This is a genomic window from Thermonema rossianum DSM 10300, assembly GCF_000426825.1.
Taxonomy (GTDB): Bacteria; Bacteroidota; Bacteroidia; order Cytophagales; family Thermonemataceae; genus Thermonema; species Thermonema rossianum.
This window is the reverse complement of record NZ_AUGC01000008.1, coordinates 18,957-45,336: the sequence shown is the minus strand read 5'-3', so window position 1 is coordinate 45,336 and position 26,380 is coordinate 18,957. Positions and strand designations below refer to the sequence as shown.

Genomic DNA, 26,380 nt, shown 5'->3' with positions numbered 1-26,380 from the left:
ACACAAATAAAAGAAAACGGACGTGCAACTACCTTCGTATTTACTTTTTGACTTGGGCGGGGTGATTATCAATATTGATTTTGAACGCAGCATGCAAGCTTTCTACCCCCTCTTGCTGCCCGAATACCAACCACAGCTGCAATCGTGGAATGATTTGGCGCAACGCCCTTTCTTTCATGATTACGAATGTGGCCAAATAGATACGCCTACTTTTTATTCGCATCTAAAACAGTATATGCGTCCGGGGGTTTCTATTGAAGAAATAGAAAATGCCTGGATGGCTCTGCTGCTCGACATCCCTGCCGGGCGTGTACGGTTGTTGCAAAGATTGCGCACCGCCGGCTACCGCCTGATGCTGTTGAGCAACACCAATCCTGCGCATATCGAACGTATAGAAGCGATGTTCAACCGGCTTCATGCCACTTCCTTTTACAAGCTGTTCGACGACTTGTTTTTCTCCTATGAAATAGGCTACACCAAGCCGGATAGCCGGGCATTTCAATATGTGCTCGATAAAAGCAAGGCGCAAGCAAATGATATCCTTTTTATTGATGACAGCGCAGCCAATACAGAAGCGGCAGCCCAAGTGGGCATGCATACTTATCTTGTACCACAAAACCAATTGGATATAGCCAAGTTTTCAGCCTATGAAATACAGAAATCGTAAGACAAAAGGAAGCATACATTTGCTTTTGTTTGTACTGACATTTATTACTACCACCATTGCCGGCGCTGAATGGATACATGGCAAGCCGCTCATCGACTGGAGCAAAGGCAGTCTGGCCGAATGGGTCAATAGCCGCACCATTGGCAGCGGCTTGCATTATTCGCTTCCTCTGTTGCTGGCGCTTAGCTTTCATGAGTTCGGGCATTATTTCACCGCTCGGTATTATCATATCCGGGTTACACTCCCTTACTATCTCCCTTTTTGGTTTTTCGACTTCAGCAGCAGTATTGGCACCATGGGTGCTTTTATCCGGATAAAAGAGCGCATGCGAAGCCGCAAGCAGTTCTTCGATGTGGGCATTGCCGGTCCATTGGCCGGTTTTGTCGTGGGCTTGGGCATTTTGTACTATGGCTACACGCACCTCCCCCCCCGCTCTTATGTGCTGGAAATACACCCGGAATATAAGACTATGCCGGGATACCAAGTGTATGGTGACGACTACAGCAAGTATGCCTACCAAGCTGACAGCAGCGGAACGCCCAAGTTGCTGGTGAGCTTACAGAAGCCTTTGTTGTTCATGTTGGCAGAGCACTATTGGGTAGAAGACAATAGCCGCATTCCGGACCCACGAGAAATGATGCATTATCCTTACCTTCTGGCTGCCTACATCGTCATGCTCTTCACGGCACTTAATTTGGTACCCATCGGCCAACTCGACGGCGGCCATATCCTGTATGGGCTGCTAGGACCCAAAGTATTCAACCGCATAGCGCTCATTCTGTTTTATGGCTTTTTGTATTATGCAGGTCTGGGGCTGGTCAGCCCTTATACTCCCTTTCCTCGTTTATTTATTCACTTGGGCTTGTATGTTTATTTCCTGTATTTATGCTTCTACTCAGCTGCGCCCTTGCCAAGTCACAGGCTCACACTGGCCCTGTCGATAGTATTTCTGCAATTTGCTACTCTTTGGCTTTTTCCACAAGCCCAAGGCTATAACGGATGGTTGATTTTCATTTTTATTTTAGGACGCTTTTTGGGGATATACCACCCCACGGCACGCGTAGAAGCCCCCATAGGCACAGGAAGGCAGCTGCTGGGCTGGCTTAGCCTGCTGATTCTGGTATTGTGTTTTTTGCCCGCCCCTTTCCAAATAGAAGTAATTGGTTCATAAGATGACACACCCGCTTGTTTATTGGTTACGCCGCACCGTTGGCTGGTTATTTGTGCCTTTGTATGGCCTCGCAGTATGGCTACGCCATCAATTATATGACCGGCATTTATTGAAAAGCGAAAAAGCACCGGTTCCTACTTTATGTATTGGCAACCTTACGGTGGGTGGCACAGGGAAAACGCCTCATACAGAGTACTTTATAGAAACATTCAGCCGGCAGTACCGGGTAGGGGTGGTAAGCCGGGGATATAAGCGCCAAAGCCGGGGGATAGTAGTAGCCCATGCCGCCACCACGGCCGAAGAGATAGGTGACGAGCCTTATCAAATATGGATGAAATATCAAAAAAAAATAAGCGGATTGAGTGTGGGCAGCCGGCGGGTGCAAGCCATCCGGGCACTGCTCCGGGCACATCCGGAAACCGGGCTCGTCATACTTGACGATGCCTTTCAACATCGCGCCCTTAAAGCCGATGTGTATGTACTTTTGTGTGATTATTATCGTCCCTTTTACAAAGATTATTTGCTTCCGGCAGGCAATCTGCGCGATTTACGCAGTCAAGCCGAAAGGGCTCACCTCGTGGTTGTCAGCAAGTGTCCGGCTCACCTTTCAGTGCAAGAACAAACATACATAAAACAGCAGATAAGGCGCTATGCCCCCGGTAAGCCGGTGTTTTTTTCTACCTATGCTTATGGTCCGGCAAGGGCTATCTGGCAAACAGACCTTCCGTGTGGTCCCCCGGTAGTCCTTCTCTCAGGCATTGCCACGCCCGGGCTTTTCGAAAAAGCAGCAATAGATTGTGGCTTTTTGGTAAAAGAGCATATCGCCTTCCCCGACCATCATCATTACGATGAAGCGGCACTCCGGAAAGTGCTTCACAGCTTAAAAAAGCATGGGGCGACCTCGTTGCTTACCACAGAAAAAGATTTTGCCAAAATCAAGAATCTACCTTTATGGAAACAAGAACTGCAGGGCACCGGCTGCTATTACCTCCCGCTCGAAATACGCTGGCTTGGCGCCTCCCCTGTTGAGCCGGTGCGGCAGCTACTTCAATTGACGTAGCTGTTCTTCCAAATGACGTTTTTCTTGCTCCAGTTTTTCAATCTGCCGGCGATATACTCCTATTTGCTGCTGAATTTCGTCAGACACAAAAGGCGAGTCTTGCTCCCCTGTCAGATCGCAATCAACCAAGTGTGCCCAATACACCCCAAACAGTTCGCCTAAGCGCATCAAAATGCCCAAGTTGGGCTCAGTGACACCTTTTTCATAATTGCCGATGATGCTTTTCTTTTTTCCGATTCGGTTGGCGAGCTCTTCTTGTGTCCAACCTTTTCTTTTTCTCAAAAAGCGAATGTTTTTGCCTAAATAAAACATACGATTTCCCATTTTAATAGTGATGTTACTCCCAAAAATTGCCGAATAGTTTTAAAAGATTGTTTTTTTACTTATTTTCCAATAAATTTGGATACCAGTTATTACCTTTGAGAATAAAACAAATCATTACCAACACTGCATATCTTAGGGTTTATTTAGTATGCAAATGTAAAAAAATATTTGTCAATTAAAAATAGTGCTGAAAGCGCACCATTACGAAACTTATTCACCTTATGCAAAAACGTCTTGATAACATACCTCCCAAACGTTACGAAGTAGATCCCGGCTATGCCTTATGGGTACGCGCACTGCTGGAAAGCGGTGACCAAAAAGATATTGCAGACAGGCTTGGCCTACAGTACGTTTACGTAAAGCAGGTGCTTGGGGGAAACAGAAACAAGCCTATTCGTAGCACCAATGCCATCCGCATTATAGAGGAGGCAGAGAATTTGATTTTACAGAGGCTGGATCTTATATTGAAAGAAAAAAGAGAAATCATAGAGCGCATATTGACGCGCCGTTCTCTGCAACTGAGTTATGCTATGAATGGAGCTGCCAAACACCCCAAAACTGCCGAGGAAAAGCTCGACAACATTTATACGTTGCTTCGAGCCATCAATCACGACATGAAGTCGCCGCTCAATTCATTTGCGGCATTCATTCAACTGGTGGAGCATCTCGACGAAATCAAAGCTTTGGTTCCCCCAAGCATGCTGCATGAAATGCAGCACAACATACAGTACCTGGTAGAGCTGTGGAATGCACTCAATGACTGGCTCACCAAAATGGTGAAGGAAGAGAGTATAGAAAGCGTTTTTTCACTCCACGAGGCCATTACACACAGCATTCAGCTATTAAGCGCAATGGCTGAGCACAAAAATATTCAAATAGAATACCGGGCAAGCCCGGAAGACATAGAACTGCGCTCCGATATACACATTACTAAATTTGTCATCAGAAACTTGCTGCATAACGCCATCAAGTTCACACCGGAAGGTGGGAAGGTATATGTGCAAAGCGGTTTGGCAGCGCCCGGCAAGGCGGCAGTTAGTGTTAAGGATGAAGGCGGCGGCATTTCAGAAGAAGTGCTTCCTACGCTTTTTGATTTAAGTATCAAGAAAAGTACTTATGGTACCAAAAACGAAAAAGGCACGGGGATTGGCCTGGCACTTTGTAAAAAAATGCTCAATGAAATAGGTGGCGATATTGAACTGGTTGAAAGCTCGCCGAAAGGCAGTGTATTCACAGCTTTTTTCCCGCTAAATCATGGATAGTATGAAAGACAGTACTTACATGCAAAATAAAGAACGGGGCGCCCTATGGGTGCCCCGTTTCTGTTCTGAAATAATCTTTTTATTAACGGCGTCCAATAGGATCGGCTTTGCCGTCAGGGTCATTCTTCACGTAGCCGTCGATATACACTTTCCCGTTGTTCACCAACATGATGCCGGCAATATGAGGCGTAGCCATAGAAGTTCCGCTTAAGGTAGCGTATCCACCACCTTTGTAAGTCGAATAGATAGATACGCCGGGCGCACATACATCAATAGGCGGATTGGCATAGTTCGAGAAGCTGGCATAACGATCCTGGCTGTCCATTGCCGATACGGTCAATACCTTACCGCCATTCGAGGAGTTGTAATAGTTCACGCGGGCAGGTGAATAGTAGTTAGAGTTAGCGGCATCGTTGCCGGCTGCCACTGCCACATACACCCCTTTGGAAGCCAAGTTTTTCACAGCATTGTCAATGGAGGTAGAAGCACCACCGCCCAAGCTCATGTTCACTACATCGCCTTGCAATACTACCCCGGCAGTATAGTCCACACCGTTGATGATGGTTGCATTAGAGCTTTGTCCACTGGCACCAAATACACGCACCGACACCACGGTAGCACCGGCAGCCACCCCTACTACACCATAAGAGTTGTTTTTGGCGGCGATGGTACCTGCCACGTGGGTGCCGTGTCCGTTGGCATCATCGGCAGAGCCACCTACAAAAGAGCGGCTGTATTGAGTGTTCACGTTCAAGTCGGGGTGGTCCAAATCAATGCCCGAGTCAATGACGAAAGCCCAACGAGACAGCCCGGTAGATTCTACCGCACCACCTACACGGGTGATTCCCCAAGGTGTGCTTTGTGCCGCATTGGTGCTTTCTTTCACCTCTACGGGCTCCAAGAAAACCGGACGGTCAGGCTCTACGATAGCCACGCGGCTGTCTTGGCGCAAGATGCGCAACTCCTCGGCAGAAAGCTGGTCGGCAAAGCCCAAGAACACATGCCCATACACGTTGTCGAGGGTCGATTTGTCGCGTTGAATGCCCACCTCTGCCAGTAAGCGGCTTACTTCTTCACGCGCCAACTCTTCTACGCGGCGAGCATACTCCAGCTTGCCTTCACGACGGGCAGGCGCTGCCGGAATGCGGCTGCGGAAAGAGGCAGCTGCCTCGTCTTTAAAGACTACAATGTAGCGCCCTTCGTAGGCATCGCCACTCTCCACTACTTGTTGAACATCGGGGGTGGCAGCAGGCGTCATGGTTTCCTCCTGCTGTTTGCAGCCTGTCAAGCAAGAAGCTGCCAAAAATGCAGCCAAGCCGGCCGCGGTGAAAATGTTACGCTTGTTCATAAGAACGTAATTTTTGGTTAAACTTTTAATAAGCATGATGTACCGTAGTACGCTGCAATCTTATAAAAAGTTTCGTTATCAAGCAATATTTTTTTACAAAAATTTTACAAAACCACAAAAACACACAATATATTATAACCTTTATACAAAAAATTAAAGTAAAAAGTCTTTAACCCCTTGTGCAGCCGTGTAGGCGGTCGTCCATGCCGCTTGAAAGTTAAAACCACCGGTGATGCCATCTATGTCGAGTACTTCGCCGGCAAAAAACAGCCCCGGCAGCTTCTTACTCATCATGCTCTTGGCAGATACTTCGCGCAAATCCACTCCTCCACAAGTCACAAACTCTTCTTTAAAAGTCGTTTTTCCAACTATTTCGTACTCATCGGCACAAAGCACATGCAGCAAGGCATTTAACTGCCTGCCCGACAACTCTTTCCATGTAACATCTTGTGATAACTTTGCCCTTTGACACAAATACTCCCAAAGGCGTTTGGGCAGTTGCACCGGTGTGTTTTTCAGTTTTTTCCCGGGAAAAGATGTAATTAGCTCCTGCAACCGGGCTTCGGTAGCAGGATGTGAGGCACCGGTCCAATTGATTCGCACTTTCGTTCGATAATTGACCTCATGCAACAGCCGTGCTCCCCACGCAGACAAGCGCAATACGGCGGGACCACTCACCCCCCAGTGCGTAATCAAGAGCGGTCCTGTTTCCGTCATCTTCCACCGGGGCAGGCTTACCATGGCTACCGGCACACTAATGCCCTGCAGCGCCCTCAAGGACTCATCTCCTATGTTGAAAGAAAACAAAGACGGAACCGGCGGTACAATGGACAAGCCAAGTGTTTCGAGCCATGCATAATGCTTGGGCTTGTTGCCGCCCCCCGTAGTCACTACCACCGCTGCCGCCTGCAGCACTTCCCCGGAAGCAAGCGCAACCGCCCACTGTCCGTCGTTTTGCGGCTTGAGCGTCACCACTTCGGCACGCGTGCGTATCTGCGCGCCTGCTTTTTGTGCCGCCTGCATCAGGCATTGCACAATGGTTTCAGAGCTATCGGAAACAGGGAAAACCCGCCCGTCGGCTTCTGTTTTGAGCACCACTCCACGATGCGAAAACCAATCATAGGCTTCCCGTGCGCCAAATTCGTAGAACAGCTTGCGCAAAAAACGCCCACCCCGGGGATAGTGCCGGTACAGCTGCTCTATGTCATAGCAGGCAGGCAGCACATTGCAGCGCCCGCCTCCCGAAATACGCACCTTACTTAACAGTTTGGGGCTTTTTTCAAGAATGGTCACGGGCAAGCCGGCCTCTGCAATATGGATAGCCGCAAAGAAACCGGCGGCGCCTCCCCCGACAACAAGCACTTGTTTGTCCATCTGTTTTTAAAGGCAAACTTAAGCATTTGTTAAGAGAGACATTGCCCGGCGGCTGCTTTCTGTGAAACTTCGTACCTTTGCAGCCGAGCTGTCAAGCCTTTGCTTTATGAATATTCAGGAAAAAGATATTCTGCACAAACTAAGTCCCAAGCGCACCTTCATTCCTTTATTGATTGGTTTACTTGCAGCAGTGGCTATTTTTTACTGGACGTATGAGCCTTCGCAGTGGCAATATTTTCGCGAGGCTTCCTTGCCGGCCCTGTTGGGCGCCATCATGGTGTTGCTCATACGCGATGGCGGTTACACTGCCCGCATTCGTTATTTGTCTCAGAAAGAACTTAGTTGGCAAGGAAGCCTTTACAGCATCTTGCTTTGGGAATTTGCTTCAGCGGTCACGCCCTCGGTAGTGGGCGGAACAGCCGTTGCCATTTTTATACTCAACCGCGAAGGCATTCGCTTCGGCAAAGCCCTTGCCTATGTATTGCTTACAGCAGTGCTCGACAATGCCTTTTTTATTCTTGCGGCTCCGCTTTCTATCTGGTTTTCCAAGGGTGAAGTGTTTGTAGGCAGCTTCAACGAAACCATGCGCTGGACTTTTCTGCTAAGCTATGCGCTCATAGCCCTATACACTTTCTTCATGGCATTCGGGCTATTGGCGCGTCCACGTTTGGTGAAGTGGCTGCTCATGAAAGCTACCACCTTCCGGTGGTTCAAGCGCTGGCGCAAGGCAGCCTATCAAACAGGCAATGACATTATCCTTGCTTCACGGGAAATCAAAGGAAAACCCTGGCGTTACTGGCTACAAGCAGCCGGCTTCACCCTGTTCATCTGGATTGCCCGCTATGCCACTCTCAACTTTTTAATGGAAACGTTCATTGACTTGTCGTTTCAAGACCATTTGCTTGTTTTCGGCAGACAGGTTGTGCTCTGGATCAGTATGCTCATATCACCCACGCCCGGCAGCACCGGCACTGCCGAGTATTTCTTCACAGAACTATACTCCGAATTTTTGGGCAGCTTCAGTGGCACGGTAGGCATCCTCTGGCGCCTGCTTACCTACTATCCTTATCTGCTCATAGGCATCTTTATTTTGCCCATGTGGTTGCGGCGCACCCAACAGAAACTAAAAACGCACAAGTAGTTTTTTTAAAAAAACGGTAAAGCTATGAAGTTGAAAGACAGAATGGAAGTGATACAAGGCGATATTACACGCCTGAAAGTAGATGCCATTGTCAATGCAGCCAACCCTTCTTTGATGGGCGGTGGTGGCGTGGATGGGGCCATTCACCGCGCCGGCGGTCCTCAAATTTTGGAGGAGTGCAAAGAAATTATAAAAAAGATCGGACGGCTCGACACAGGGAAGGCGGTCATTACCACCGGCGGCAACCTGCCTGCCTCATATGTCATTCACACGGTAGGTCCGGTATGGCACGGAGGCACCCAAGGCGAGGCACAACTGTTGGCGCAAGCCTACACCAACAGCTTGCAGCTGGCTTCCGAACACCACTTGCGCACCGTGGCTTTTCCCAATATCAGTACAGGTGTTTACGGTTACCCCAAGCGCGAAGCTGCACAGGTGGCACTTCAGGCAGTCACAGACTACCTAAGACAGCATACACTACCTGAAAAGGTTATATTCTGCTGCTTCGACGATGAAAATTACCGTCTCTATCAGGAAGCCGTGCAGGCATTAGAAGAGTAAAAAAGAAAGAGGAAATCAGCGGGCGGGGTTGAATCATTGTCAAAAAAAAGCTTATTTAAAGGTTGATAAAAAATGGAAAACACCTATGCAAGCAACCTCTTATGTGATGATGATTCGCCCTGCCCGATTCGGTCCCAACCCACAAACCATCGAGCAGGAAGTGCTTGACATGGATGCCCTGAACTTAGATGCCATCCATGAGCAAGCATTGAAAGAATTCGACGGCCTGGTGCAACTGCTTCGTGAACATGATATCAACGTACTTGTATTTGAAGACGTAAAAGAAGACCCTTCGCCCGACGCCTTATTTCCAAGCGACTGGGTGTCGTTCCACAGCAATGGCAGCGCGGTGCTTTACCCGCTGGAAGCCCCCAACCGGCGCAAAGAGCGTCGAAAAGACATTCTGGAGCATCTCAAGAAGCAATTTATTTTGCGAAATATTATAGACCTCACCCATCACGAAGCCAAAGGGCGCTTCCTTGAGGGCACCGGCAGCATGGCGCTCGACCGCACCCAAAAAGTAGCGTATGCCTGCCTTTCACCTTGTACCCACCCGCAGGTATTGAGCAACTTCGGCAGCCTGCTACAATACCGCACGGTCACGTTCCAAGCGGTAGATGCCCACAAAAAACCGATACGGCACACCGACGCCATCATGAGCATCGGCACCAAATACGTCATTTTTTGCATGGATGCCGTCACTTTGGACTTCGACCGGGAAGTATTGCGCCAAGAATTCAAGAAATCTCAAAAAGAAGTAATAGAGGTGAGTCATGAGCAAGTAGGCAGCTATTGCTGCAATGTGCTGGAGGTTATGAGCAACACCGGCATTTACTACCTGGTCATGTCGTCCCGGGCATATAAAACCTTGACCGACGAACAAAAACACCGCTTGGAGCGCTACGCCAAGATTTTGCACACACCGCTTGACACCATAGAGCAGTATGGCAAAGGCAGCGTCCGTTCCATGCTCACAGAGATTCACCTGCCAACGCTCTAAAGCAATGGTAAGTTTTTAGGGAAAAATGCTGTTTGGTCAAAAGGCTTTCCCTATTTTTGCCAAAACAAAATCAGAAAGACACCATGGCCACCCAAACCGAAGATAAGTTACTCAACATAGCCCTTCAATTAGGTTTGCTCGAGGAAGAGTATCACCGCATTGTAGAGATATTAGGACGCAAGCCCAACTTCACGGAACTGAGCTGCTATGCTGCCATGTGGTCGGAGCACTGCTCCTACAAGAACTCTATTGTGTGGCTGAAGAAACTTCCCAAAGACTCGCCCCGCATGCTGGCAAAAGCCGGTGAGGAAAATGCCGGCTTGGTAGATATTGGCGGCGGCTGGGCGGTCAGCTTCAAAATAGAATCGCACAACCACCCCTCTGCCATTGAGCCTTACCAAGGCGCTGCCACCGGTGTGGGCGGCATCAACCGTGATGTGTTCTCTATGGGGGCACGCCCCATAGCACAGCTCAACTCATTACGTTTTGGCGATATCAGCACCCCCAAAACCCAACGTCTGTTGCGTGGTGTGGTCAAGGGCATTGGCGACTACGGCAACGCTTTCGGCATACCTACGGTAGGAGGCGAAATCTTTTTCGACAAATGCTATCAAACCAATCCGTTGGTCAATGCCTTCTCGGCCGGCGTCGTGCGTACCGACCGTGTAGCCAAAGCCATTGCCAAGGGCAAAGGCAACCCCGTTTACATTTTTGGCTCTGCCACAGGGCGTGACGGCATTCATGGGGCTTCTTTTGCCTCCAAAGAAATTACCAAAGACTCGGAAAAGGACCTGCCTGCTGTGCAGGTAGGCGACCCTTTCATGGAAAAACTATTACTGGAAGCCACGCTGGAAGCCATTGCCACCGGTCATGTGATAGGGGTGCAAGATATGGGGGCGGCCGGCGTGATTTGCTCCACGGCCGAAATGAGTGCCCGCGGCGAGAGTGGCATGGATATTCACTTGGACAAAGTACCCACCCGGCAAGAAGGCATGCAGCCCTTCGAAATCCTGATTTCCGAATCGCAAGAGCGTATGCTCATGGTGGTAAAAAAGGGCAAAGAGAAAGAAATAGAAAAAATATTTGACAAGTGGGACGTGGCCTATGCCAAAATAGGCGAAGTAACCGACAGCAAAGAGCTGCGCTTCTTCATGAAAGGCGATGTGGTCGCTAAAATGCCCGCTGAAAGTCTGGTGTTGGGTGGCGGCGCCCCGGTTTATTATCGCGAATACAAAGAGCCCGCTTATTTTCAAGAGTACAAGAAGTTTCACATATCGCAAGTCAAAGAGCCGCGTAACCTGAAAAAAGTAGCGCGTTTCTTACTGCAGCAACCCAATATTGCCTCGAAGCGCTGGGTATATGAGCAGTACGATTCGATGGTAGGCACTGCCAACCAATCGACCAATGCTCCTTCGGATGCAGCGGTAGTGGCTGTCAAAGAAACCGACAAGTCTATTGTCATTACGGTCGATTGCAACAGCCGCTATGTGCATGCCGACCCCGAGCAAGGCACAGCCATTGCCGTAGCCGAAGCCGCACGCAATATTGTTTGTTCAGGCGGCGAGCCCATTGCCATTACCAACTGCCTCAACTTTGGCAACCCTTATAACCCGGAAGTGTACTGGCAGTTTGTGCATGCTATCTTGGGCATGAAAAAAGCCTGTGAGCGCTTTGAAACCCCCGTCACGGGTGGCAACGTCAGCTTCTATAACCAATCGGAAGAGGGACCTGTATTCCCCACACCGACCATCGGCATGCTGGGGCTGCTTGAAAACCGCGCGTGGCAAATGACCTTAGACTTCAAAAAAGCCGGTGACTTGATTTATCTCATAGGCTCGCCCAAAAACTGTATTTCCTCTTCGGAATACCTCTATGCTTATCATGGCGTAGAGGCCTCGCCTGCCCCCTTCTTCCATTTAGATGAAGAGTGGGAAGTGCAGCAGGTAATCAAACAATTGATTCGCGCCGGCTTGCTGCGCTCTGCCCATGATGTTTCGGACGGTGGCTTGTTCGTTACCTTGGCTGAGTCGGCTATGCCACGAGGCTTGGGCTTCCGCATTCGCACCGACAAGCGCTTCCGCCGCGATGCTTATCTCTTTGGCGAAAGCCAAAGCCGCGTGGTAGTTAGCGTGAAGCCAACTCATCAAAAGAAATTTGAAAAATTCATGGAGGGCAAAGGAGTTGAATACAGACTTATAGGTGAGGTAATCAAGGAGCACTTCATCGTGGATAAAGACAAGTGGATGGAAGTGCACGAAGCGCAAGAATTATACGAAGGAGCGCTGCCCCGGTACATGGAGCAGGGCTAAGTACACAACTCCTATACTTTTCACACGGCAGCGGGCAATTATGCCCGCTTTTTTCATTTCTATTTGCCTGAGTTTTCTGAAAAACCTTCAGGGTGGTTGTGCCCTGCACTGCAAACTAAGCGAAAGCCATGCAAAGCAAAAGGCAAAACAAAGTATGCAATGGCAAGAAAAAAATAGTGCATCCATGCCTGTAAGACACGAATGCACGAAATAGACTAAAGACACCTAACAAGTATCTCTGGAGGTAGCGGGCGGATTCGAACCGCCGTACGGGGTTTTGCAGACCCCTGCCTAACCGCTCGGCCACGCCACCATTGCTTGCCTTTGCGACTGCAAACATAGCGAGTGGAAATAAAAAATCAAAACTTTTTTCTCACTTTTTTGTAACCACCAATGGTAGTATTCTATGTTTCAAATCATTACACATTTACCCCGATAAAAAAACAATTCAAGGCTTGCACAGTATGAAAAGGCTTTCTATATTTGCATCGTCAATCAACGACAAGCCGGAGCGGTAGTTCAGTTGGTTAGAACGCCGGCCTGTCACGCCGGAGGCCGCGGGTTCGAGTCCCGTCCGTTCCGCTCAAAAGGGAAGCTTCGCGAAGCTTCCCTTTTATTTTTTCATCCTTCTTGCCTTGCATTGCCCCATTTGAACGCTTAGCTTAATAAGCCGCCATATCTCTACCAACCCTTCCTCCCTCAACCTTCAAAAAAAGCAATCATTTTTTTAACACAAAACCACTTGACTAACAAGCAGTAATAACTAAGCGGTAAAAAATTTTTTAAAAAATATTTGCACGATTCATAAAGCTTGTGCTATATTTGCATCGTCAATCAAGGACAAAAGGCAAGCGCGAGTAGCTCAGTTGGTAGAGCGCAACCTTGCCAAGGTTGAGGTCGCGGGTTCGAATCCCGTCTCGCGCTCCAAGTAAAAATAACCTGCTTAGTATCTTTACTAAGTGGGTTTTTTTGATTAAGTTGCGCTTAGTTCAAGCGCGAGTAGCTCAGTTGGTAGAGCATCAGCTTCCCAAGCTGAGGGCCGCGGGTTCGAATCCCGTCTCGCGCTCTTGTATCCATCACCAAGCCTGCATGCAAACAAGCAGGCTTGGTTTTTTATTGTGCCTCAAAACGAAGCGTGCCCTTATTCAGGCATCTGTGTAGAAGATTCTTTTGACACGGCTTCCTATGCCCGTCAACACTTCGTAAGGGATGGTTTCCAAGCGTCTGCTCAGCTCATTCAGTTGGCTTAGGTTTTCGAAAACCACCACCCTGTCCCCTTCTTTGGCTTCCGGAATATCACTTATATCAATCATGCACATATCCATACATATGTTGCCTACAACCGGAGCGGCTTTTCCATGCACATACACTACCCCCTTGCCATTGGACAATGCCCTGCGGAAGCCATCGGCATAGCCGATATTGATGGTAGCAATGCGCATGGCTTTTCGGGCTACAAAACGACGCCCATACCCCACGCTCTCGCCCGGCTGAATGTGCTTGACCTGTGCAATATTGGTACTTAAGCGAGCAGCCAACTCTAACTCTTCCTGCAATGTGCCGGAAGGGTCTATGCCATACAAAGCAATTCCCAAGCGCACCATGTCGTACTGCGCCTCCGGGAAGCGGGCTATGCCCGCCGAATTCAAGATATGACGAAGGAAGGGGTAGTTCAGCGCTTGTTGAAAATAGCTGCAGGCCTCTTCGAAGAGTTGCAACTGACGGCGGGTAAAGGCATCTTGTCCGGCTTCGTCGGCAGCTGCCAGATGACTGAAAACCGAACACACCTTCAATACTTGTTGCCCTGCCAAGTACTGAGCCAGTGCCTTCCATTCGTCTTGTTCAAATCCCAAACGCCGCATGCCGGTATCTATTTTAATATGCACCGGATAGTTGTTTTCGCCCCGGGCTTCTATGAGGCGCTGAAAGCTCTCCAATACGTGGTAATTGTACAATTCAGGTTCCAGGCGGTATTCTACCAAAGCCTCAAAGGCACCGGGTTCAGGATTCATGACCATGATAGGCAAGGTGATGCCCTGCTGCCGCAAACGGATGCCTTCATCGGTGTAAGCCACAGCCAGATAATCGGCACGCAAAAAAGAAAGCATACGGGCTACTTCTTCTATGCCACTGCCATAAGCAAAGGCTTTGACCATCACCATCAAGCGTGTGGCAGGGTGCAGGCGGCGGCGCACACAATGATAGTTGTGCATGAGCTTGTCGAGATTCACTTCCAACACGGTGCGGTGCAGGTGTTGTTCTAACCGTTGCACCACCTGTTCAAAAGCAAATTTCCGTGCCCCCTTTATCAGGATATGACTGTGGTGCAGCTGTTCCAACAAGTCGCTGTTCAACAAAGCCTGTGTAGAAGGCAAACAGTGCACCTCCGGCAGGCTCGAGAAAAAGGAAGTGTGCAAACACATGCCCTCACCCACCCCAATAAAAGTGTGTACGCCGGCACTTTCGAGCATCTCTGCAATCCGGTGGTAGAGCACGGCATGGGGCAAGCCCGTTTCCAGCATATCGGAAAGAATCACCACTTTGCGGCGCTCTTGTGCCTGCTGTTGCAAGACCGACAAAGCCACATGCAAGCTTTCGATGTCATTGCTGTAGGAGTCGTCTATCAGGATGTTGTGGCGTATGCCTTGTTTCATTTCCATACGCATGGAAAGGGGGCGCAGGCGCTGCACCCGCGCTTCAATAACCTGCGGACTATATCCCATGTAAAGCATAAAGGCAACAGCCGAAAGAGCATTTTCTATGGAAGCCTCGTCTATAAAAGGAAGGAACAAGCGAAAGCCGTAGTCTTGATAGCAAACAGACAACAGCACCCCTTGGCTCCGCTCTTCCAATAGCTTGTAGCGCACATTTGCAGTAGCTTGTGTTCCCCACGACAGCCGGTACACCTCTTGCGGCAGGCTTTCCCATGCTTTGGGGTACAGCTCTTCCAGCTTTTTGGGGTAGATAAGGCAACGGGCATGAGTAAATAACTTCAACTTTTCCCGCAATTTCGCCAGCCGGTTGGGAAAGCCACGGTCATGAGCCGCCCCCAGGTTGGTTAAAATGCCAATTGTAGGACGAATGACAGCCGCAAGGCGCTCCATTTCGCCACTTTGCGAAATGCCGGCTTCAAACAAAGCCAGCTGATGATAGGGCTGCATTTGCCAAACAGACAAAGGCACGCCTATTTGCGAGTTAAAACTTTTAGGGCTGCGCACAATGGAGTACTCTTGTGCCAACAAAGCAAACAACCACTCTTTTACTATGGTCTTGCCGTTGCTGCCCGTAATGCCTACGACCGGAATGGCAAAGCGGCTACGGTGCGCCGCTGCCAGCGCTTGCAGAGCAGCCACGGTATCACGCACCTGCCACACATTCACATCGGCATAGTCATACGTCCACTCTTTTTGCACAACAAAATGGCGCACGCCTTTCGCATAGGCTTCCGGGATGAAACGGTGCCCGTCATAATGTTTACCGGGAATGGCAAAAAAAACTGTATTGGCTGCTTTTTGAATGCTACGGGTATCGGTAAGCAGCTGTTGGACAGCCGCGCCGGGCAAGCCAAGCTTGGCCGGTGATACCAAAAGCGGTTCAAATACTTTGTGCACCTCGGCGGAGGTCCACTCTATCATCGCGTGGTTTTTACCGGTAAGTGTATTCACAGACTATGCAAGTTATGGTGTAGATGCTTTATTGGAACAAGAAGTTAGGGAATATCTGCCCGTAGAACAAAGGTATTATATTTTTACGGCAGGCATTTGTTTGTGTCATTATCTATTGCCTTTGTTAGCAGCAGCTCACAGGCGTCGTACAAACCACAAGCAATTTATTGCCAATATTTTCAATAAATTTCATATTCTTTCACGAAAAAAAACAAAACGCTGCTTTTACCCCCACCCCATCAATCAACACATATCAGGCGCTCTTGCAGTTTTTGTTGTTATTTACTTAGTTTATGCAAGAGTTATTTCGTATATTATCGAAGCAAAATTAAATAAGTATTTTTTTATGACAATTTTAGAGGTAAAGCCTCAAGACAAGCGGCTGGTCAAATTATTTTTAGACGCGCACAAGCTCATCAATCAACAAGACCCCAACTGGATTTGTCCTTTGGACAAAGACATAGAAGCAGTATTCGACCCCAAGCAAAACCCGGCACATAGCCACGGAGAGTGCACACGCTGGGTGCTTTTAGATGACACGGGCAAGCCCATAGGGCGGGTCGCTGCTTTTGTCAATGAACACACCAAATGGCTAAGCAACAAACAAGCCACGGGCGGTTTAGGCTTTTTTGACTGCATTGACAACCAAGAGGCTGCCAATTGTCTGTTCGACACCTGCCGCCGGTGGCTCGAAGCCCGGGGCATACAGGCCATGGATGGGCCTATTAACTTCGGCGAACGGGACCGCTGGTGGGGACTTTTGGTAGAAGGCTTTCATCCGCCCAATTATCAGCAAAACTATAATCCCCCCTACTACCGACGATTGTTTGAAGCTTACGGCTTTCAGAATTATTTTGAACAGTACACCTATGGCCGCCCGGTAGGCAGCGTAAACGACGCCTTGCATGCGCGTGCCAACCGCATTTTTTCCAACGAAGCCTACCGCTTCGAAAAGCTCAACAAAAAGAAACTCGACAGTTATGTACACGCGTTTACGCAAGTGTATAATCAATCGTTTGCCGTAATTGAAGACGTGCCCCCCCTTAGCGAGGCAGAAACCTACACCCTGATGCGCAGCATCATGCCCATCATAGACGAGCGCCTGGTGTGGTTTGCTTTTTACCGGGATACCCCCATTGGCATGATGGTGATGCTGCCCGAAGTGAATGAGCTGTTCAAGCACTTACATGGCAAGTTCAACTTCTGGGCAAAACTCAAGTTTATGTATTACAAAATGAATATGCGCCGCTATTGTAAGCGCATGACCGGCCTGGTATTCGGCATAGTGCCCCGCTTTCAAGGACGGGGCATCGATGCGGCACTCATCTCCTGCATTGAATCGGAAGCCTTAAAACCAACTTTTCCTTATGAGTGGGTAGAATTGAACTGGATTGGCGATTTCAACCCACCCATGCGTCGTATTGTGGAAGACATGGACTTCAAGGTGCATAAAAAACACATCACCTATCGTAAAATTTTTGACCCCAATATTCCATTCGAACGCCATCCAATTCGTACTTTTGAACGTCGAAATTCCTCAAACAAAAAATAAAAAGCGAAATTATGTCTTTATTAGTTGTTGGTTCTGTTGCTTTCGATGCCATAGAAACCCCTTTTGGCAAGACCGATAAAATCATCGGTGGGGCAGCTACTTATATCTCTCTTTCGGCTTCTTTCTTTCATCGTCCCATCAAGTTGGTATCGGTGGTAGGCGGCGATTTTCCCAAAGACAAAATAGCCATGCTTCAGCAGCGCGGCGTAGCAACCGAAGGCTTGCAAGTCAAAGAAAATGAAAAGTCGTTTTTCTGGGCAGGGCGCTACCATATCGACATGAACTCGCGCGACACACTCACCACCGAGCTGAATGTGCTGGCTGACTTTCAGCCTGTTGTGCCTGACAGTTATCAAGACTGCGAGTATGTGATGCTGGGCAACCTGTCGCCGGTGGTTCAGCGGCAAGTCATAGAGCAGTTGAAAAAGCGCCCCAAGCTGATTGTTATGGACACCATGAATTTCTGGATGGAAACCGCCTGGGAGGAATTGCAAAAAACGCTTAAGCTGGTGGACGTGCTGTCTATCAACGATGAAGAAGCCCGCCAAATGACTCAAGAATACTCATTGGTGAAGGCAGCGAAAAAAATCCTCTCCATGGGTCCTCATACGCTTATTATCAAAAAAGGCGAACATGGCGCCTTACTCTTCCGCGAAAACCAAGTATTCTTTGCACCGGCACTTCCACTCGAAGAAGTGTTTGACCCCACGGGTGCCGGCGATACTTTTGCCGGCGGTTTCATCGGCTATCTGGCCGAAAGTGATGATATTTCTTTCGATAACATGAAGCGGGCAGTTATCTATGGTTCTGCCATGGCTTCTTTGTGTGTAGAGAAATTTGGCACCGAACGCCTCGAGCAACTCACGCCACAAGAAGTACAGGAACGTGTACAGGAGTTTGTAGATTTGGTGCAGTTCGAAATAGAGTTGGAAAACTAAAAAACCAAAAGCACGGAAGAGGCTATGGGCAACCACACACAAGCTTTGTATGCAGATGTCATTATTCCTCTGCCTCTTCCGCAGCTTTATACCTACCAAGTACCCGAAGAGCAGCGGGCGCGCTTGCAGGCAGGCTGCCGGGTGGTTGTGTCTTTCGGCAAGCAAAAAACGCTTACGGCCATTGTACACCATCTGCACCACAAAGCACCGGAACACTATACGCCCAAGCCTATCTTGGAAGTACTGGACGACACCCCCACTGTCAATGAGCTGCAGCTGTCTCTTTTTTCTTGGATGGCAGATTATTACATGTGCACCCCGGGCGAGGTCATACAAGCCGCCCTTCCTTCTGCCCTTAAAATCAGCACGCAGTCTTTTATCAGTCTTGTGCCGGGCGTTCGCCCTGAATCGCATTCGCTCAGCGAAGAAGAGCACCGTATTGTAAAGCTTGTTCAAGAGCACGGCACCCTGCGGTATGAAGAGCTAAGCCGCAAAGTACGCAACGGCCGGCTCTATTCACTCTTAAAAGAGCTGCAAGACAAAGGACTGATAGATATTTTCGAAAAAGCCAAAGAACGCTATACGCCCAAACGGCAACGCAAAGTGCGGCTGGCCGAGCGCTGGCTGAACGACAAAGAAGCGCTCAACGATTTGCTGGTTTCTTTAGAAAAGAAAGCCCCACAGCAGTGGTACGCCTTGCTCAAATACATCGAGACCTCCGGTATTTTACGGGACTGGACACGCAACCAAGCCGGTGTAGAAAAACAGGCGCTGCATGCCAACGATGCCCGCATCAAGCCGGCAGCCATTCAGGCGCTGGTAAAAAAAGGGATATTTGAAGAGTTTGAAGTAGAAGTTTCCCGCTTTGCTGCCATAGACCCTCACAAGCTACAGCCCCTCCCTGCCCTAAGCCCGGCTCAACAAGAAGCCTTCCGGCAAATCATGCATGCTTTTTTTGAAGAAAAGAAAGACATTGCCCTCTTACATGGCGTTACCGGCAGTGGCAAAACAGAAATTTATATTCATTTCATTCAACAGGCACTGGACAGTGGCTCACAGGTCTTGTATTTGCTGCCGGAAATAGCTTTGACCACGCAAATCGTGCAGCGCCTGCGCAAGATCTTTGGCGACAAGATGGGCGTTTATCATTCGCGCTTCTCCGACAATGAGCGCGTGGAAGTATGGCGGGGGGTGCAGTCGGGGCGTTTTAGCTTTGTGGTGGGTGTGCGCTCGGCCGTTTTCCTGCCCTTCGACAACCTGTCGCTCATCATCGTTGACGAAGAGCACGAAGCCTCCTACAAGCAACACGAGCCCGCACCGCGCTATCATGCCCGCGACGTAGCCATGATGCTGGGCAAGCTGCATTACGCCAAGGTGCTTTTGGGGTCGGCCACCCCTGCCTTAGAGACTTTTTACCATGCTCAACAAGGGCGCTATGGTTATGTGTCTTTGCAACAACGCTACGGAAATGCCCGCCTGCCCCGCGTCATCATCAGCGATTTACGCGCCGCACAAAAGAAAAACCGATTGCGGTATTCCTTCGCCCCCGAATTGTATGAAGCCATTTACCGGCGGCTCGAACGGCAGGAGCAAGTCATCTTATTTCAAAACCGGAGGGGCTATGCCCCCTATTTGTGCTGTGAAGATTGCGGTTGGATTCCCAAATGCCGCTTCTGCAATGTAAGCCTTACCTACCATATGCATGAGCGTCTGTTGCGCTGCCATTATTGCGGGCACCAACAAGGAGTAAAAGGCACCTGCCGGGCTTGTGGCTCCAGCCGGGTGAAGAATGTGGGCATCGGCACTGAAAAGATAGAAGACGAGCTCAAACTGCTGTTTCCCGAAGCCCGGGTGGCGCGCATGGACTTAGACACCACACGGGGCAAAGACGCCTACCAAAAACTGATTGACCGTTTTGAAGCCCACGACATCGATATACTGGTAGGCACGCAAATGCTTACTAAAGGGCTGGACTTTGAAAAAGTAACACTTGTGGGCATCGTAGATGCCGACCAGCTGCTTTACTTTCCTGATTTCCGGGCTCATGAGCGCGCCTATCAATTGCTTACACAAGTGAGTGGACGCGCCGGCAGGAAAGAAGCAGCCGGTGAGGTAATTATTCAAAGCCGCCACCCCGAGCACCCCGTGCTGCTGGACGTGCAGCAACAAGCCTATGAGCAGTTGGTAAACAGAGAGCTGCAAGAAAGGCGTACCTACAACTACCCTCCTTTTGTGCGCCTTATCGGGCTGCAAGTAAAACATACCAAAGAAGAGCTCGCCCATGCGGCCGCTCATGACTTGGTAGAACTGCTGCAGAAAAAACTGGGCAAAGCCCGTGTATTGGGGCCCGACGTCCCATTGGTCGATAAAGTCAGAAACTACTACCTGCGCAACATATTGGTAAAGATAGAACGGCAGGGTATCAACCTTTCTGCCGTCAAGAAGTATATAGCCTACTGCATACAGCAGCTGACACTTCAAAAAGACTACCGGCGGGTGGTGGTAGTAGTTGATGTGGACCCTGCTTAAAAGTGACTATAGCAATTTTGCCGAAGCCTGAATCCAACGCTCGGGCACTTCGCCTTCCAAAGCGCGCAAATAATCTTTATAAGAGCAAGGCAAATAGTGTGGCTCGGTAAATATATCATTCCGGCTATAGGGCACTTCCACCCACCACATATCTGTGGTTTGCTGTTTGTAGAAGTGCAGCTCATAGGCATGCTTGCCCTTGCCAATAGGCACACGATAGTGCAAAAAGTCATCGTTTTGGAAGTCCACAGGGCGCCGGCGATAGAAGCCGTCAATAAAATACCAAGTCATGGTTGCCAACAAAAAGGCTGTTTGTCCCGAGGGGTCTTTTTGCGGATTGAACTCATAGAAGCCCACCGAACGGTTGAGCGGGCTTAAGCCGGCAAACCAAGCCAAGTGGCAAGCTTCTTCACCGCTAAGACCGAACAGATGCCCCGCTCCGTGCCCCGGCGCTGCCAGAGTACTCATGGCTTTCAAGTCGAAGGCTACCAGATGGGCAGCACGAATAAATGGTTCTACTTCCAGCCAGTCGTTACGCATTTGTCCGAGGCTCAATAACGAAAAGTTCAGTTTTTCCAGTGCTTCCAGTGTTTTGGCGCCATTCAAATAGGCCTGATGCCCCAATTGTACAAAATCGAAAATGTAATTGGGTTGATGCATCAACACCTTATAAAGGTGCTGTTTGCAGGGTGCTTCTTTTTCTTCGCCCAAATCTACCACGGCATCTATGTTGGCAAGGGTAATCATTTGCTCGACCCTTTCGAAAGCACGGAACTGACCATACAGCAAATCGTGGGTGCCGCCCACTATCAACGGCAGTGTATTCATGCGCAGCAGCTGCTCGCAGACCATCTGCAGGTGGGTATAGGTGTCATCGAGTGTGTCGCCGGGAATCAAATTACCCAAATCCACTATGCGGTAGTCGCTACGATGGGCTTTCAAGCGATAAAAGTACTTACGCCATGTGTCTACTGCCTGTTGTATGCCTTCACTGCCGGCGCAGCCGCCTCTGTACTCTCCCACGCCTATAATCGCTATGTCGCTTTGTTCTACTTGGTGGTGGTCCGGGTGCTCCCGTCCATGAATATGTAACTTATGAAAAAGGTCGTCGAATTCATAGGTGTGCTGCAGCAGTGCCCCGGGCACGGGCGTGCACCACAAAGAAGGTTCGAAGTTGATAGGTTGCATAACGGACTTGGTTGGTTTTCCTTTCTGAATATATAAAAAACATCCCTTGTACCCAAGGCACAAGGGATGCAACAAGAGGCAACAGCTTGTATTTTATCAGCTTCCGAAGTCGTCGTAGCGTACGTTCTCTTCGGGCACACCCAAGTCACGCAACATGTTGGTAACGGCTGCCAGCATGGGGGGCGGACCGCAGAGGTAGTATTCCACTTCGTCCGGCTCAGGGTGGTCTTTCAAGTATTGCTCATACAACACCTGATGGATGAAGCCCACAAAACCTTCGCCTTCCGGGTCATCTATGTTTTTCTTCACCTTCCAGTTGTCTTCGGGCAGCGGTTCGGAAAGCGCCACATAGAAGCGGAAGTTGGGAAACTCTTTTTCTATCTTACGGAAGTGGTCAATATAGAAGAGCTCGCGACGCGAACGCCCACCATACCAGTAAGATACTTTGCGTTTGGTGCGCTCGGTATGGAACAAGTGGAAGATATGCGAGCGCAAGGGCGCCATACCGGCACCACCACCGATGTAAATCATTTCGCGGTCAGTGGGGTTGATGAAGAACTCACCATAAGGACCGGATACGGTTACCTTATCGCCGGGTTTGCGCGAGAAGATGTAAGAAGAGCATACACCGGGGTTCACATCCATGAAAGCCCCTTTCTTTCTATCCCATGGTGGGGTGGCAATACGCACGTTCAGCATGATGATGTTACCTTCTGCCGGGTGGTTGGCCATGGAATAAGCACGGAATTGCGGCTCTTTGTTGACCATCTTGAGCGACCACATGTTGTATTTGTCCCACTCGGGGCGGAACTTATCGGGCCCGGCAGGGTCGTCCGGATGCGGACGAATATCAATATCTTTGAAATCTACCACAATCGGGGGCACGTCTATCTGCACATAGCCGCCGGGTTTAAAGTCGAGGGTTTCACCTTCGGGCAGCTTCACCACAAATTCTTTAATGAAGGTAGCCACGTTGTAGTTCGACACCACTTCGCACTCCCACTTCTTGATACCGAAAATTTCTTCGGGAATGCGTATTTCCATGTCTTGGCGCACTTTCACCTGACAAGCCAGGCGGTAGTGCTCTTCGCGCTGTTTGCGGTTGATATGAGGCTCTTCGGTGGGCAGCAGCTCCCCGCCTCCACTCAATACTTGGCACTTACACATGGCACACGTTCCCCCGCCGCCACAGGCAGAAGGCAAGAAGATTTTTTTCTCCGAAGTGGCCAGGGCGGTCAGCAACGACTGTCCGGGCGATACTTCCAAGGGATGCTCTTTGTCCCCGTTGATGATGATTTTCACTTTTCCTTGAGGCACCAGTTTGGACTGGGCAAACAGCAGCAAAAATACCAGTAGCAAAATAACCACTGTAAATGCTGCAACGGAAGCGACAATAACAGCTATAGACATTATTGTTTCTTTTTAGGATGGTTTCAATACTGCGCAAATATATCAATAAATCGGATAGCTAATCAAGTGTAGATGCTTTTTGTTTGAAAACATTCCTCATTCGTGGCTTTCTATCTTCCATGCTTTCACGGTTCTGTCGTCGCCGGCAGAAAGAATCAAGTTTTTGTATTTCATCCAAATCAGGGTATTCACCGAGGAATTGTGCCCTTGATAACGTTGCCTGTCGATGACTTTCAAGAGGCGCAGGGTGTCGCCGTCCCACCACTTAATGGTTTTGTCCATGCTGCCGGTTACAAAATCGCCCCCTTGATGATGGAAAGCCAAAGTATTCAGTGTGTAATAATGAGCCGGTATTTCCTGTTTTAAAGCAAAATCTGCGGTTGCATCCCATACTTTCAAACGGGCATCACGCCCACCGCTGAGCAGATAAGTGCCGGCAGGATGAAAGCGCAGGGTAAAGATAGAAGCGCTGTGGGCTTCAAAGCGTTGTTTTAGCTGTAAGCTTGCTTTATCGAGTAAAAACACCACGCCTTCGCTGCCCCCTACGGCAACGACTGACTGTTGGGGGTGCACGGCGATGCTGCGCAGACGGTCTTGTGAGAGTTGTATTTTTTCAACGCAACGGAAGGTTTCACTGTTCACCACAAAAAGCACGCCTTCCTCGCCTGCCACCAACAGATGGTGTTCATCGAGCGGTTGTATATCGAAAAAACGTTTTTTGCTTAACGCCAGTGATGCAATTTCCTTTTTTTGTGCCAGGTCAATCCAGTGCAAGCCTTCATGATTTTCGGCTACCACCAGTTGGCGGGCTTGTGGATGTACATACATGGCAAAGACGGGGTTTTGCACACGTGCCAGCATCACTGCCCGCTCATGATCATGCACATTCCACTGTGCCACGATGCCATCGCCGCCGGCAGAAAAAAAGACGCCACCGGCCTCTTCTGCCAGCGCATAAATACTGCTTTTGTGCCCTTCAAAGGTGTTCAACAAACGTACATCTAAACGCATAGCTGTTTTTCCGGCAATTTACGAATATTGCCGGGACTTGAGAGTGGAAGGCGCCAAGCCAAAATGTGCAGGCAGGCTGACTTCGGGGCAGTAGTGCAGAATAGCCACCCTTATCAAAGCCGCATGGTGAATGACATGCTCCAGATTGTAAACAAGCTCCCGGAATAGTGTGCTTGGCACCGTTATTTTCTCCACATCCGGCAGCACCAGCGCTTTCAGCTGCAAGGGCTTGTCTTCCGTGATGCCCATCAGATGGGTGCGTATGTTTTCGATGGCTGCCAAAGCCATCTGCCGGTCCTCTTCTATATGCTTTTGTCTTTCGCGCAAGTCGTAGTCTATATTTCCTTCAGGGACTTGTTTTATCAGACATTCAAAAAACTCAATCATATGACGCACATGCATGCCCACGCTGTTGCCTTCCAATAGTGGAAGTGACTGCCCGTAAAACCCGGAAGGCAGTTGTTTCAACACCGCCGACAATTCCTGCAGTGTTTCGGCAATCAACAAAGGCAAATGCTGCGGTAAAGGCGATTTTACCATAAATCAAAACATTCGTTTCAGTGAACAAAACTTTATTTCTTCATTAAATTAAGCATTTAATTTTTTAATCTTGAAACATCGACCCGGATAAATACTTTTACCATGTCGCTTAATATCCAGCTTTTATCGCCTACGCCAAAGTCCCGGCGGTTGATTTCCAGGTAACCGTCGAAGGTCTTTCCGTCAAATTTAAAAGGCACGGTTACCTGACGCGTCACGTCTTTGATGGTCAGGTAGAAATAGCCGATGTAGTTGCCACTCTTGGCACGCTTGAAATCGTAGGACTTCATATAGATGCGCGGAAAACGCGTCGCATCGAAGTAGTCGGCAGAAAGCAAATGCTTGTCTCTGGTCCGGTTGTCGGTATTGATGGTGGCCACGCCCACACTCGCTTCTATTTTTCCCTTCAGTGTGGCGGGGTCGAAAGCGATGGATGCCTCCAAATCGTTCAGCGTGCCGTCCACATAAAAACCGGCGTTTTTTATCTTGAAGTGTATGCTGTAGTCTTCTACCTTCCAACCCGGCTGTGCCCATGCCCAAGCAGGCAGGCACAACAACAGGCAGTACAGTCCATATTTTTTGAATAGTGGTTTCATAGTTTTTAGTTTTTAGACAGCCGCTTGATGACAGCCACACTTACCATGGAAGCCTTGTAACGGAAACGGTCGTTGTCATTGCGGAGTGGGGCTTCGGTGGTGTATTCCACAAACAGATATTGATAAGCAGCCCTCAGACGCCACTGCCCGGCAATATCATAAGTTACGTAAAAGTTTGAATTCAAGGTGCCTATATCCCTGTCGCCCACCAATAAAATATTGAATGCCGTAGGGCTTGCACTGACAGGCACCGTTTGGTTACTTCCTTGTGCGCGGTAAGCAGCATTGCGCCGGCCGCCCACGCTAAACCCGCCAAGGTCTATATTGAAGCCTACGCGCCATTTCTCAAGCGGGCGGGCTTCTATGAGCACAAAAGCATTGAGTGCACCCACCGAAGCGCTTTCGATATACAAGGAGTCAATATTGGCGGCGTCCTGACGCAGGGAGGCATCCGCTGTTTCAAAGTAGCGTTCTTTCCCTGAAAAGAAAGTGGCACGCAAACCATAGCCTGCCTCCAGCCAAGAGGTGCCAAACAATGGATGCATTTTGAAAATTGCCGCATCGGCGCTCCATTGCTGCGCCCCTGCCGCAAGGGAAACACTCCCCCACAGTTGCTTGTTCAAGTACTGTCCGTAGCTGCCATGTGTCCACAGCAAAGCCAAAACCATCAAGATAAGTATCCGTGTGTGTTTCATCGTTTTTTTGGTTCAATATCACGCAAAATATATTGACGG

21 protein-coding genes and 4 tRNA genes are annotated in these 26,380 nt (G+C 49.3%); 14 read left to right on the top strand and 11 right to left on the bottom strand.

The features are described 5' to 3' along the window. Positions 1-22 precede the first annotated feature (22 nt). Genes K384_RS06735 through lpxK form a run of 3 tightly spaced genes read left to right on the top strand, consistent with a single transcriptional unit; the run spans position 23 to position 2,898 of the window. Positions 23-667 (top strand): HAD family hydrolase, encoded by a 645-nt coding sequence (locus K384_RS06735; protein ID WP_071837462.1) that lies wholly within the window; start codon positions 23-25, stop codon positions 665-667. Then, a complete protein-coding gene (locus K384_RS06730) occupies positions 648-1,838 on the top strand; it encodes a site-2 protease family protein (RefSeq protein WP_038030683.1) in 1,191 nt (396 codons plus the stop codon). The genes K384_RS06735 and K384_RS06730 overlap by 20 nt, the downstream gene beginning before the upstream one ends. A 1-nt stretch (position 1,839) precedes the next feature. Continuing rightward, positions 1,840-2,898, top strand: coding sequence for a tetraacyldisaccharide 4'-kinase (gene lpxK, locus K384_RS06725; protein WP_051633203.1), 1,059 nt, complete (start codon positions 1,840-1,842; stop codon positions 2,896-2,898). Here lpxK and K384_RS06720 read toward each other — a convergent pair. Next, positions 2,881-3,210 (bottom strand): helix-turn-helix domain-containing protein, encoded by a 330-nt coding sequence (locus tag K384_RS06720; RefSeq protein ID WP_051633202.1) that lies wholly within the window; start codon positions 3,208-3,210, stop codon positions 2,881-2,883. The genes lpxK and K384_RS06720 overlap by 18 nt on opposite strands. A gap of 233 nt (positions 3,211-3,443) precedes the next feature. Here K384_RS06720 and K384_RS13340 point away from each other — a divergent pair, with 233 nt between their 5' ends. Further along, a complete protein-coding gene (locus K384_RS13340; RefSeq protein ID WP_051633201.1) occupies positions 3,444-4,484 on the top strand; it encodes a sensor histidine kinase in 1,041 nt (346 codons plus the stop codon). 82 nt (positions 4,485-4,566) lie between these two features. On the opposite strand, the gene K384_RS06710 is transcribed toward K384_RS13340, so the two are convergent. Continuing rightward, complete coding sequence (locus tag K384_RS06710; protein ID WP_038030681.1) at positions 4,567-5,832, bottom strand: S8 family peptidase; 1,266 nt, start codon at positions 5,830-5,832, stop codon at positions 4,567-4,569. A 153-nt stretch (positions 5,833-5,985) separates the two neighbouring features. After that, positions 5,986-7,206 carry a BaiN/RdsA family NAD(P)/FAD-dependent oxidoreductase gene (locus K384_RS06705; protein ID WP_038030680.1) on the bottom strand — a complete coding sequence of 407 codons (1,221 nt, stop codon included), beginning with the start codon at positions 7,204-7,206 and terminating at the stop codon, positions 5,986-5,988. Between the two features lie 106 nt (positions 7,207-7,312). Here K384_RS06705 and K384_RS06700 point away from each other — a divergent pair, with 106 nt between their 5' ends. The 4 genes from K384_RS06700 (at position 7,313) to purL (ending at position 12,217) form a co-directional block, all read left to right on the top strand. After that, entirely contained in the window at positions 7,313-8,347 is a 1,035-nt protein-coding gene (locus K384_RS06700; RefSeq protein WP_038030678.1) for a lysylphosphatidylglycerol synthase transmembrane domain-containing protein, read from the top strand. A 24-nt stretch (positions 8,348-8,371) separates the two neighbouring features. Beyond that, the gene (locus K384_RS06695) at positions 8,372-8,908 is read left to right on the top strand and encodes an O-acetyl-ADP-ribose deacetylase (RefSeq protein ID WP_038030676.1); all 537 of its coding nucleotides are present in this window, start codon (positions 8,372-8,374) and stop codon (positions 8,906-8,908) included. Between the two features lie 85 nt (positions 8,909-8,993). Then, on the top strand, positions 8,994-9,908 hold the full coding sequence (gene ctlX, locus K384_RS06690) for a citrulline utilization hydrolase CtlX (protein WP_038030675.1): 915 nt from the start codon (positions 8,994-8,996) through the stop codon (positions 9,906-9,908). A gap of 83 nt (positions 9,909-9,991) precedes the next feature. Continuing rightward, positions 9,992-12,217: a phosphoribosylformylglycinamidine synthase subunit PurL gene (gene purL / locus K384_RS06685; RefSeq protein ID WP_051633200.1), complete on the top strand. Its 2,226-nt coding sequence runs from the start codon at positions 9,992-9,994 to the stop codon at positions 12,215-12,217. Positions 12,218-12,456: 239 nt separating this feature from the next. Here purL and K384_RS06680 read toward each other — a convergent pair. Further along, positions 12,457-12,530: transfer RNA gene (locus tag K384_RS06680), tRNA-Cys, on the bottom strand. 195 nt (positions 12,531-12,725) lie between these two features. Between K384_RS06680 and K384_RS06675 the strand changes: the two genes are divergently transcribed. The 3 genes from K384_RS06675 to K384_RS06665 all read left to right on the top strand — a co-directional run bounded on the left by K384_RS06675 (position 12,726) and on the right by K384_RS06665 (position 13,283). Then, positions 12,726-12,799 (top strand) — tRNA-Asp (locus K384_RS06675). Positions 12,800-13,068: 269 nt separating this feature from the next. Beyond that, a tRNA-Gly gene (locus K384_RS06670) sits at positions 13,069-13,144 on the top strand. A 66-nt stretch (positions 13,145-13,210) separates the two neighbouring features. Beyond that, a tRNA-Gly gene (locus K384_RS06665) sits at positions 13,211-13,283 on the top strand. A 79-nt stretch (positions 13,284-13,362) separates the two neighbouring features. On the opposite strand, the gene K384_RS06660 is transcribed toward K384_RS06665, so the two are convergent. Then, positions 13,363-15,882: a bifunctional UDP-N-acetylmuramoyl-tripeptide:D-alanyl-D-alanine ligase/alanine racemase gene (locus K384_RS06660; protein ID WP_157630085.1), complete on the bottom strand. Its 2,520-nt coding sequence runs from the start codon at positions 15,880-15,882 to the stop codon at positions 13,363-13,365. Between the two features lie 346 nt (positions 15,883-16,228). On the opposite strand from K384_RS06660, the gene K384_RS06655 reads away from it, so the two are divergent. From K384_RS06655 to priA, 3 genes are read left to right on the top strand one after another with little or no spacing between them, the layout of a single operon-like run. Next, positions 16,229-17,434 carry a hypothetical protein gene (locus tag K384_RS06655; RefSeq protein ID WP_038030671.1) on the top strand — a complete coding sequence of 402 codons (1,206 nt, stop codon included), beginning with the start codon at positions 16,229-16,231 and terminating at the stop codon, positions 17,432-17,434. An 11-nt stretch (positions 17,435-17,445) separates the two neighbouring features. Then, positions 17,446-18,372 (top strand): PfkB family carbohydrate kinase, encoded by a 927-nt coding sequence (locus tag K384_RS06650; RefSeq protein ID WP_038030669.1) that lies wholly within the window; start codon positions 17,446-17,448, stop codon positions 18,370-18,372. Between the two features lie 24 nt (positions 18,373-18,396). Further along, complete coding sequence (gene priA / locus K384_RS06645) at positions 18,397-20,901, top strand: replication restart helicase PriA (RefSeq protein WP_038030668.1); 2,505 nt, start codon at positions 18,397-18,399, stop codon at positions 20,899-20,901. 6 nt (positions 20,902-20,907) lie between these two features. Here priA and K384_RS06640 read toward each other — a convergent pair whose 3' ends face one another. The 6 genes from K384_RS06640 to K384_RS06615 all read right to left on the bottom strand — a co-directional run bounded on the left by K384_RS06640 (position 20,908) and on the right by K384_RS06615 (position 26,341). Then, entirely contained in the window at positions 20,908-22,089 is a 1,182-nt protein-coding gene (locus tag K384_RS06640) for a formimidoylglutamase (RefSeq protein WP_051633199.1), read from the bottom strand. A gap of 96 nt (positions 22,090-22,185) precedes the next feature. Continuing rightward, on the bottom strand, positions 22,186-23,499 hold the full coding sequence (gene nqrF, locus K384_RS06635) for an NADH:ubiquinone reductase (Na(+)-transporting) subunit F (protein ID WP_038030666.1): 1,314 nt from the start codon (positions 23,497-23,499) through the stop codon (positions 22,186-22,188). A gap of 96 nt (positions 23,500-23,595) precedes the next feature. After that, the gene (locus K384_RS06630) at positions 23,596-24,510 is read right to left on the bottom strand and encodes a WD40 repeat domain-containing protein (RefSeq protein ID WP_038030665.1); all 915 of its coding nucleotides are present in this window, start codon (positions 24,508-24,510) and stop codon (positions 23,596-23,598) included. Positions 24,511-24,528: 18 nt separating this feature from the next. Then, a complete protein-coding gene (locus K384_RS06625) occupies positions 24,529-25,050 on the bottom strand; it encodes a hypothetical protein (RefSeq protein ID WP_051633198.1) in 522 nt (173 codons plus the stop codon). Between the two features lie 56 nt (positions 25,051-25,106). Continuing rightward, positions 25,107-25,646, bottom strand: coding sequence for a YceI family protein (locus K384_RS06620; RefSeq protein ID WP_051633197.1), 540 nt, complete (start codon positions 25,644-25,646; stop codon positions 25,107-25,109). A 5-nt stretch (positions 25,647-25,651) separates the two neighbouring features. Continuing rightward, positions 25,652-26,341: a hypothetical protein gene (locus K384_RS06615; protein ID WP_038030664.1), complete on the bottom strand. Its 690-nt coding sequence runs from the start codon at positions 26,339-26,341 to the stop codon at positions 25,652-25,654. Positions 26,342-26,380: the final 39 nt, after the last annotated feature.

What these genes read in the sequence shown, in the direction of transcription:
- K384_RS06730 (WP_038030683.1), top strand. Translation starts at nt 648, where the DNA reads ATGAAATACAGAAATCGTAAGACAAAAGGAAGCATACATTTGCTTTTG.
- lpxK (WP_051633203.1), top strand. Translation starts at nt 1,840, where the DNA reads ATGACACACCCGCTTGTTTATTGGTTACGCCGCACCGTTGGCTGGTTA.
- K384_RS06720 (WP_051633202.1), bottom strand. Translation starts at nt 3,210, where the DNA reads ATGTTTTATTTAGGCAAAAACATTCGCTTTTTGAGAAAAAGAAAAGGT.
- K384_RS13340 (WP_051633201.1), top strand. Translation starts at nt 3,444, where the DNA reads ATGCAAAAACGTCTTGATAACATACCTCCCAAACGTTACGAAGTAGAT.
- K384_RS06710 (WP_038030681.1), bottom strand. Translation starts at nt 5,832, where the DNA reads ATGAACAAGCGTAACATTTTCACCGCGGCCGGCTTGGCTGCATTTTTG.
- K384_RS06705 (WP_038030680.1), bottom strand. Translation starts at nt 7,206, where the DNA reads ATGGACAAACAAGTGCTTGTTGTCGGGGGAGGCGCCGCCGGTTTCTTT.
- K384_RS06700 (WP_038030678.1), top strand. Translation starts at nt 7,313, where the DNA reads ATGAATATTCAGGAAAAAGATATTCTGCACAAACTAAGTCCCAAGCGC.
- K384_RS06695 (WP_038030676.1), top strand. Translation starts at nt 8,372, where the DNA reads ATGAAGTTGAAAGACAGAATGGAAGTGATACAAGGCGATATTACACGC.
- ctlX (WP_038030675.1), top strand. Translation starts at nt 8,994, where the DNA reads ATGCAAGCAACCTCTTATGTGATGATGATTCGCCCTGCCCGATTCGGT.
- purL (WP_051633200.1), top strand. Translation starts at nt 9,992, where the DNA reads ATGGCCACCCAAACCGAAGATAAGTTACTCAACATAGCCCTTCAATTA.
- K384_RS06655 (WP_038030671.1), top strand. Translation starts at nt 16,229, where the DNA reads ATGACAATTTTAGAGGTAAAGCCTCAAGACAAGCGGCTGGTCAAATTA.
- K384_RS06650 (WP_038030669.1), top strand. Translation starts at nt 17,446, where the DNA reads ATGTCTTTATTAGTTGTTGGTTCTGTTGCTTTCGATGCCATAGAAACC.
- priA (WP_038030668.1), top strand. Translation starts at nt 18,397, where the DNA reads ATGGGCAACCACACACAAGCTTTGTATGCAGATGTCATTATTCCTCTG.
- K384_RS06640 (WP_051633199.1), bottom strand. Translation starts at nt 22,089, where the DNA reads ATGCAACCTATCAACTTCGAACCTTCTTTGTGGTGCACGCCCGTGCCC.
- nqrF (WP_038030666.1), bottom strand. Translation starts at nt 23,499, where the DNA reads ATGTCTATAGCTGTTATTGTCGCTTCCGTTGCAGCATTTACAGTGGTT.
- K384_RS06630 (WP_038030665.1), bottom strand. Translation starts at nt 24,510, where the DNA reads ATGCGTTTAGATGTACGTTTGTTGAACACCTTTGAAGGGCACAAAAGC.
- K384_RS06625 (WP_051633198.1), bottom strand. Translation starts at nt 25,050, where the DNA reads ATGGTAAAATCGCCTTTACCGCAGCATTTGCCTTTGTTGATTGCCGAA.
- K384_RS06620 (WP_051633197.1), bottom strand. Translation starts at nt 25,646, where the DNA reads ATGAAACCACTATTCAAAAAATATGGACTGTACTGCCTGTTGTTGTGC.
- K384_RS06615 (WP_038030664.1), bottom strand. Translation starts at nt 26,341, where the DNA reads ATGAAACACACACGGATACTTATCTTGATGGTTTTGGCTTTGCTGTGG.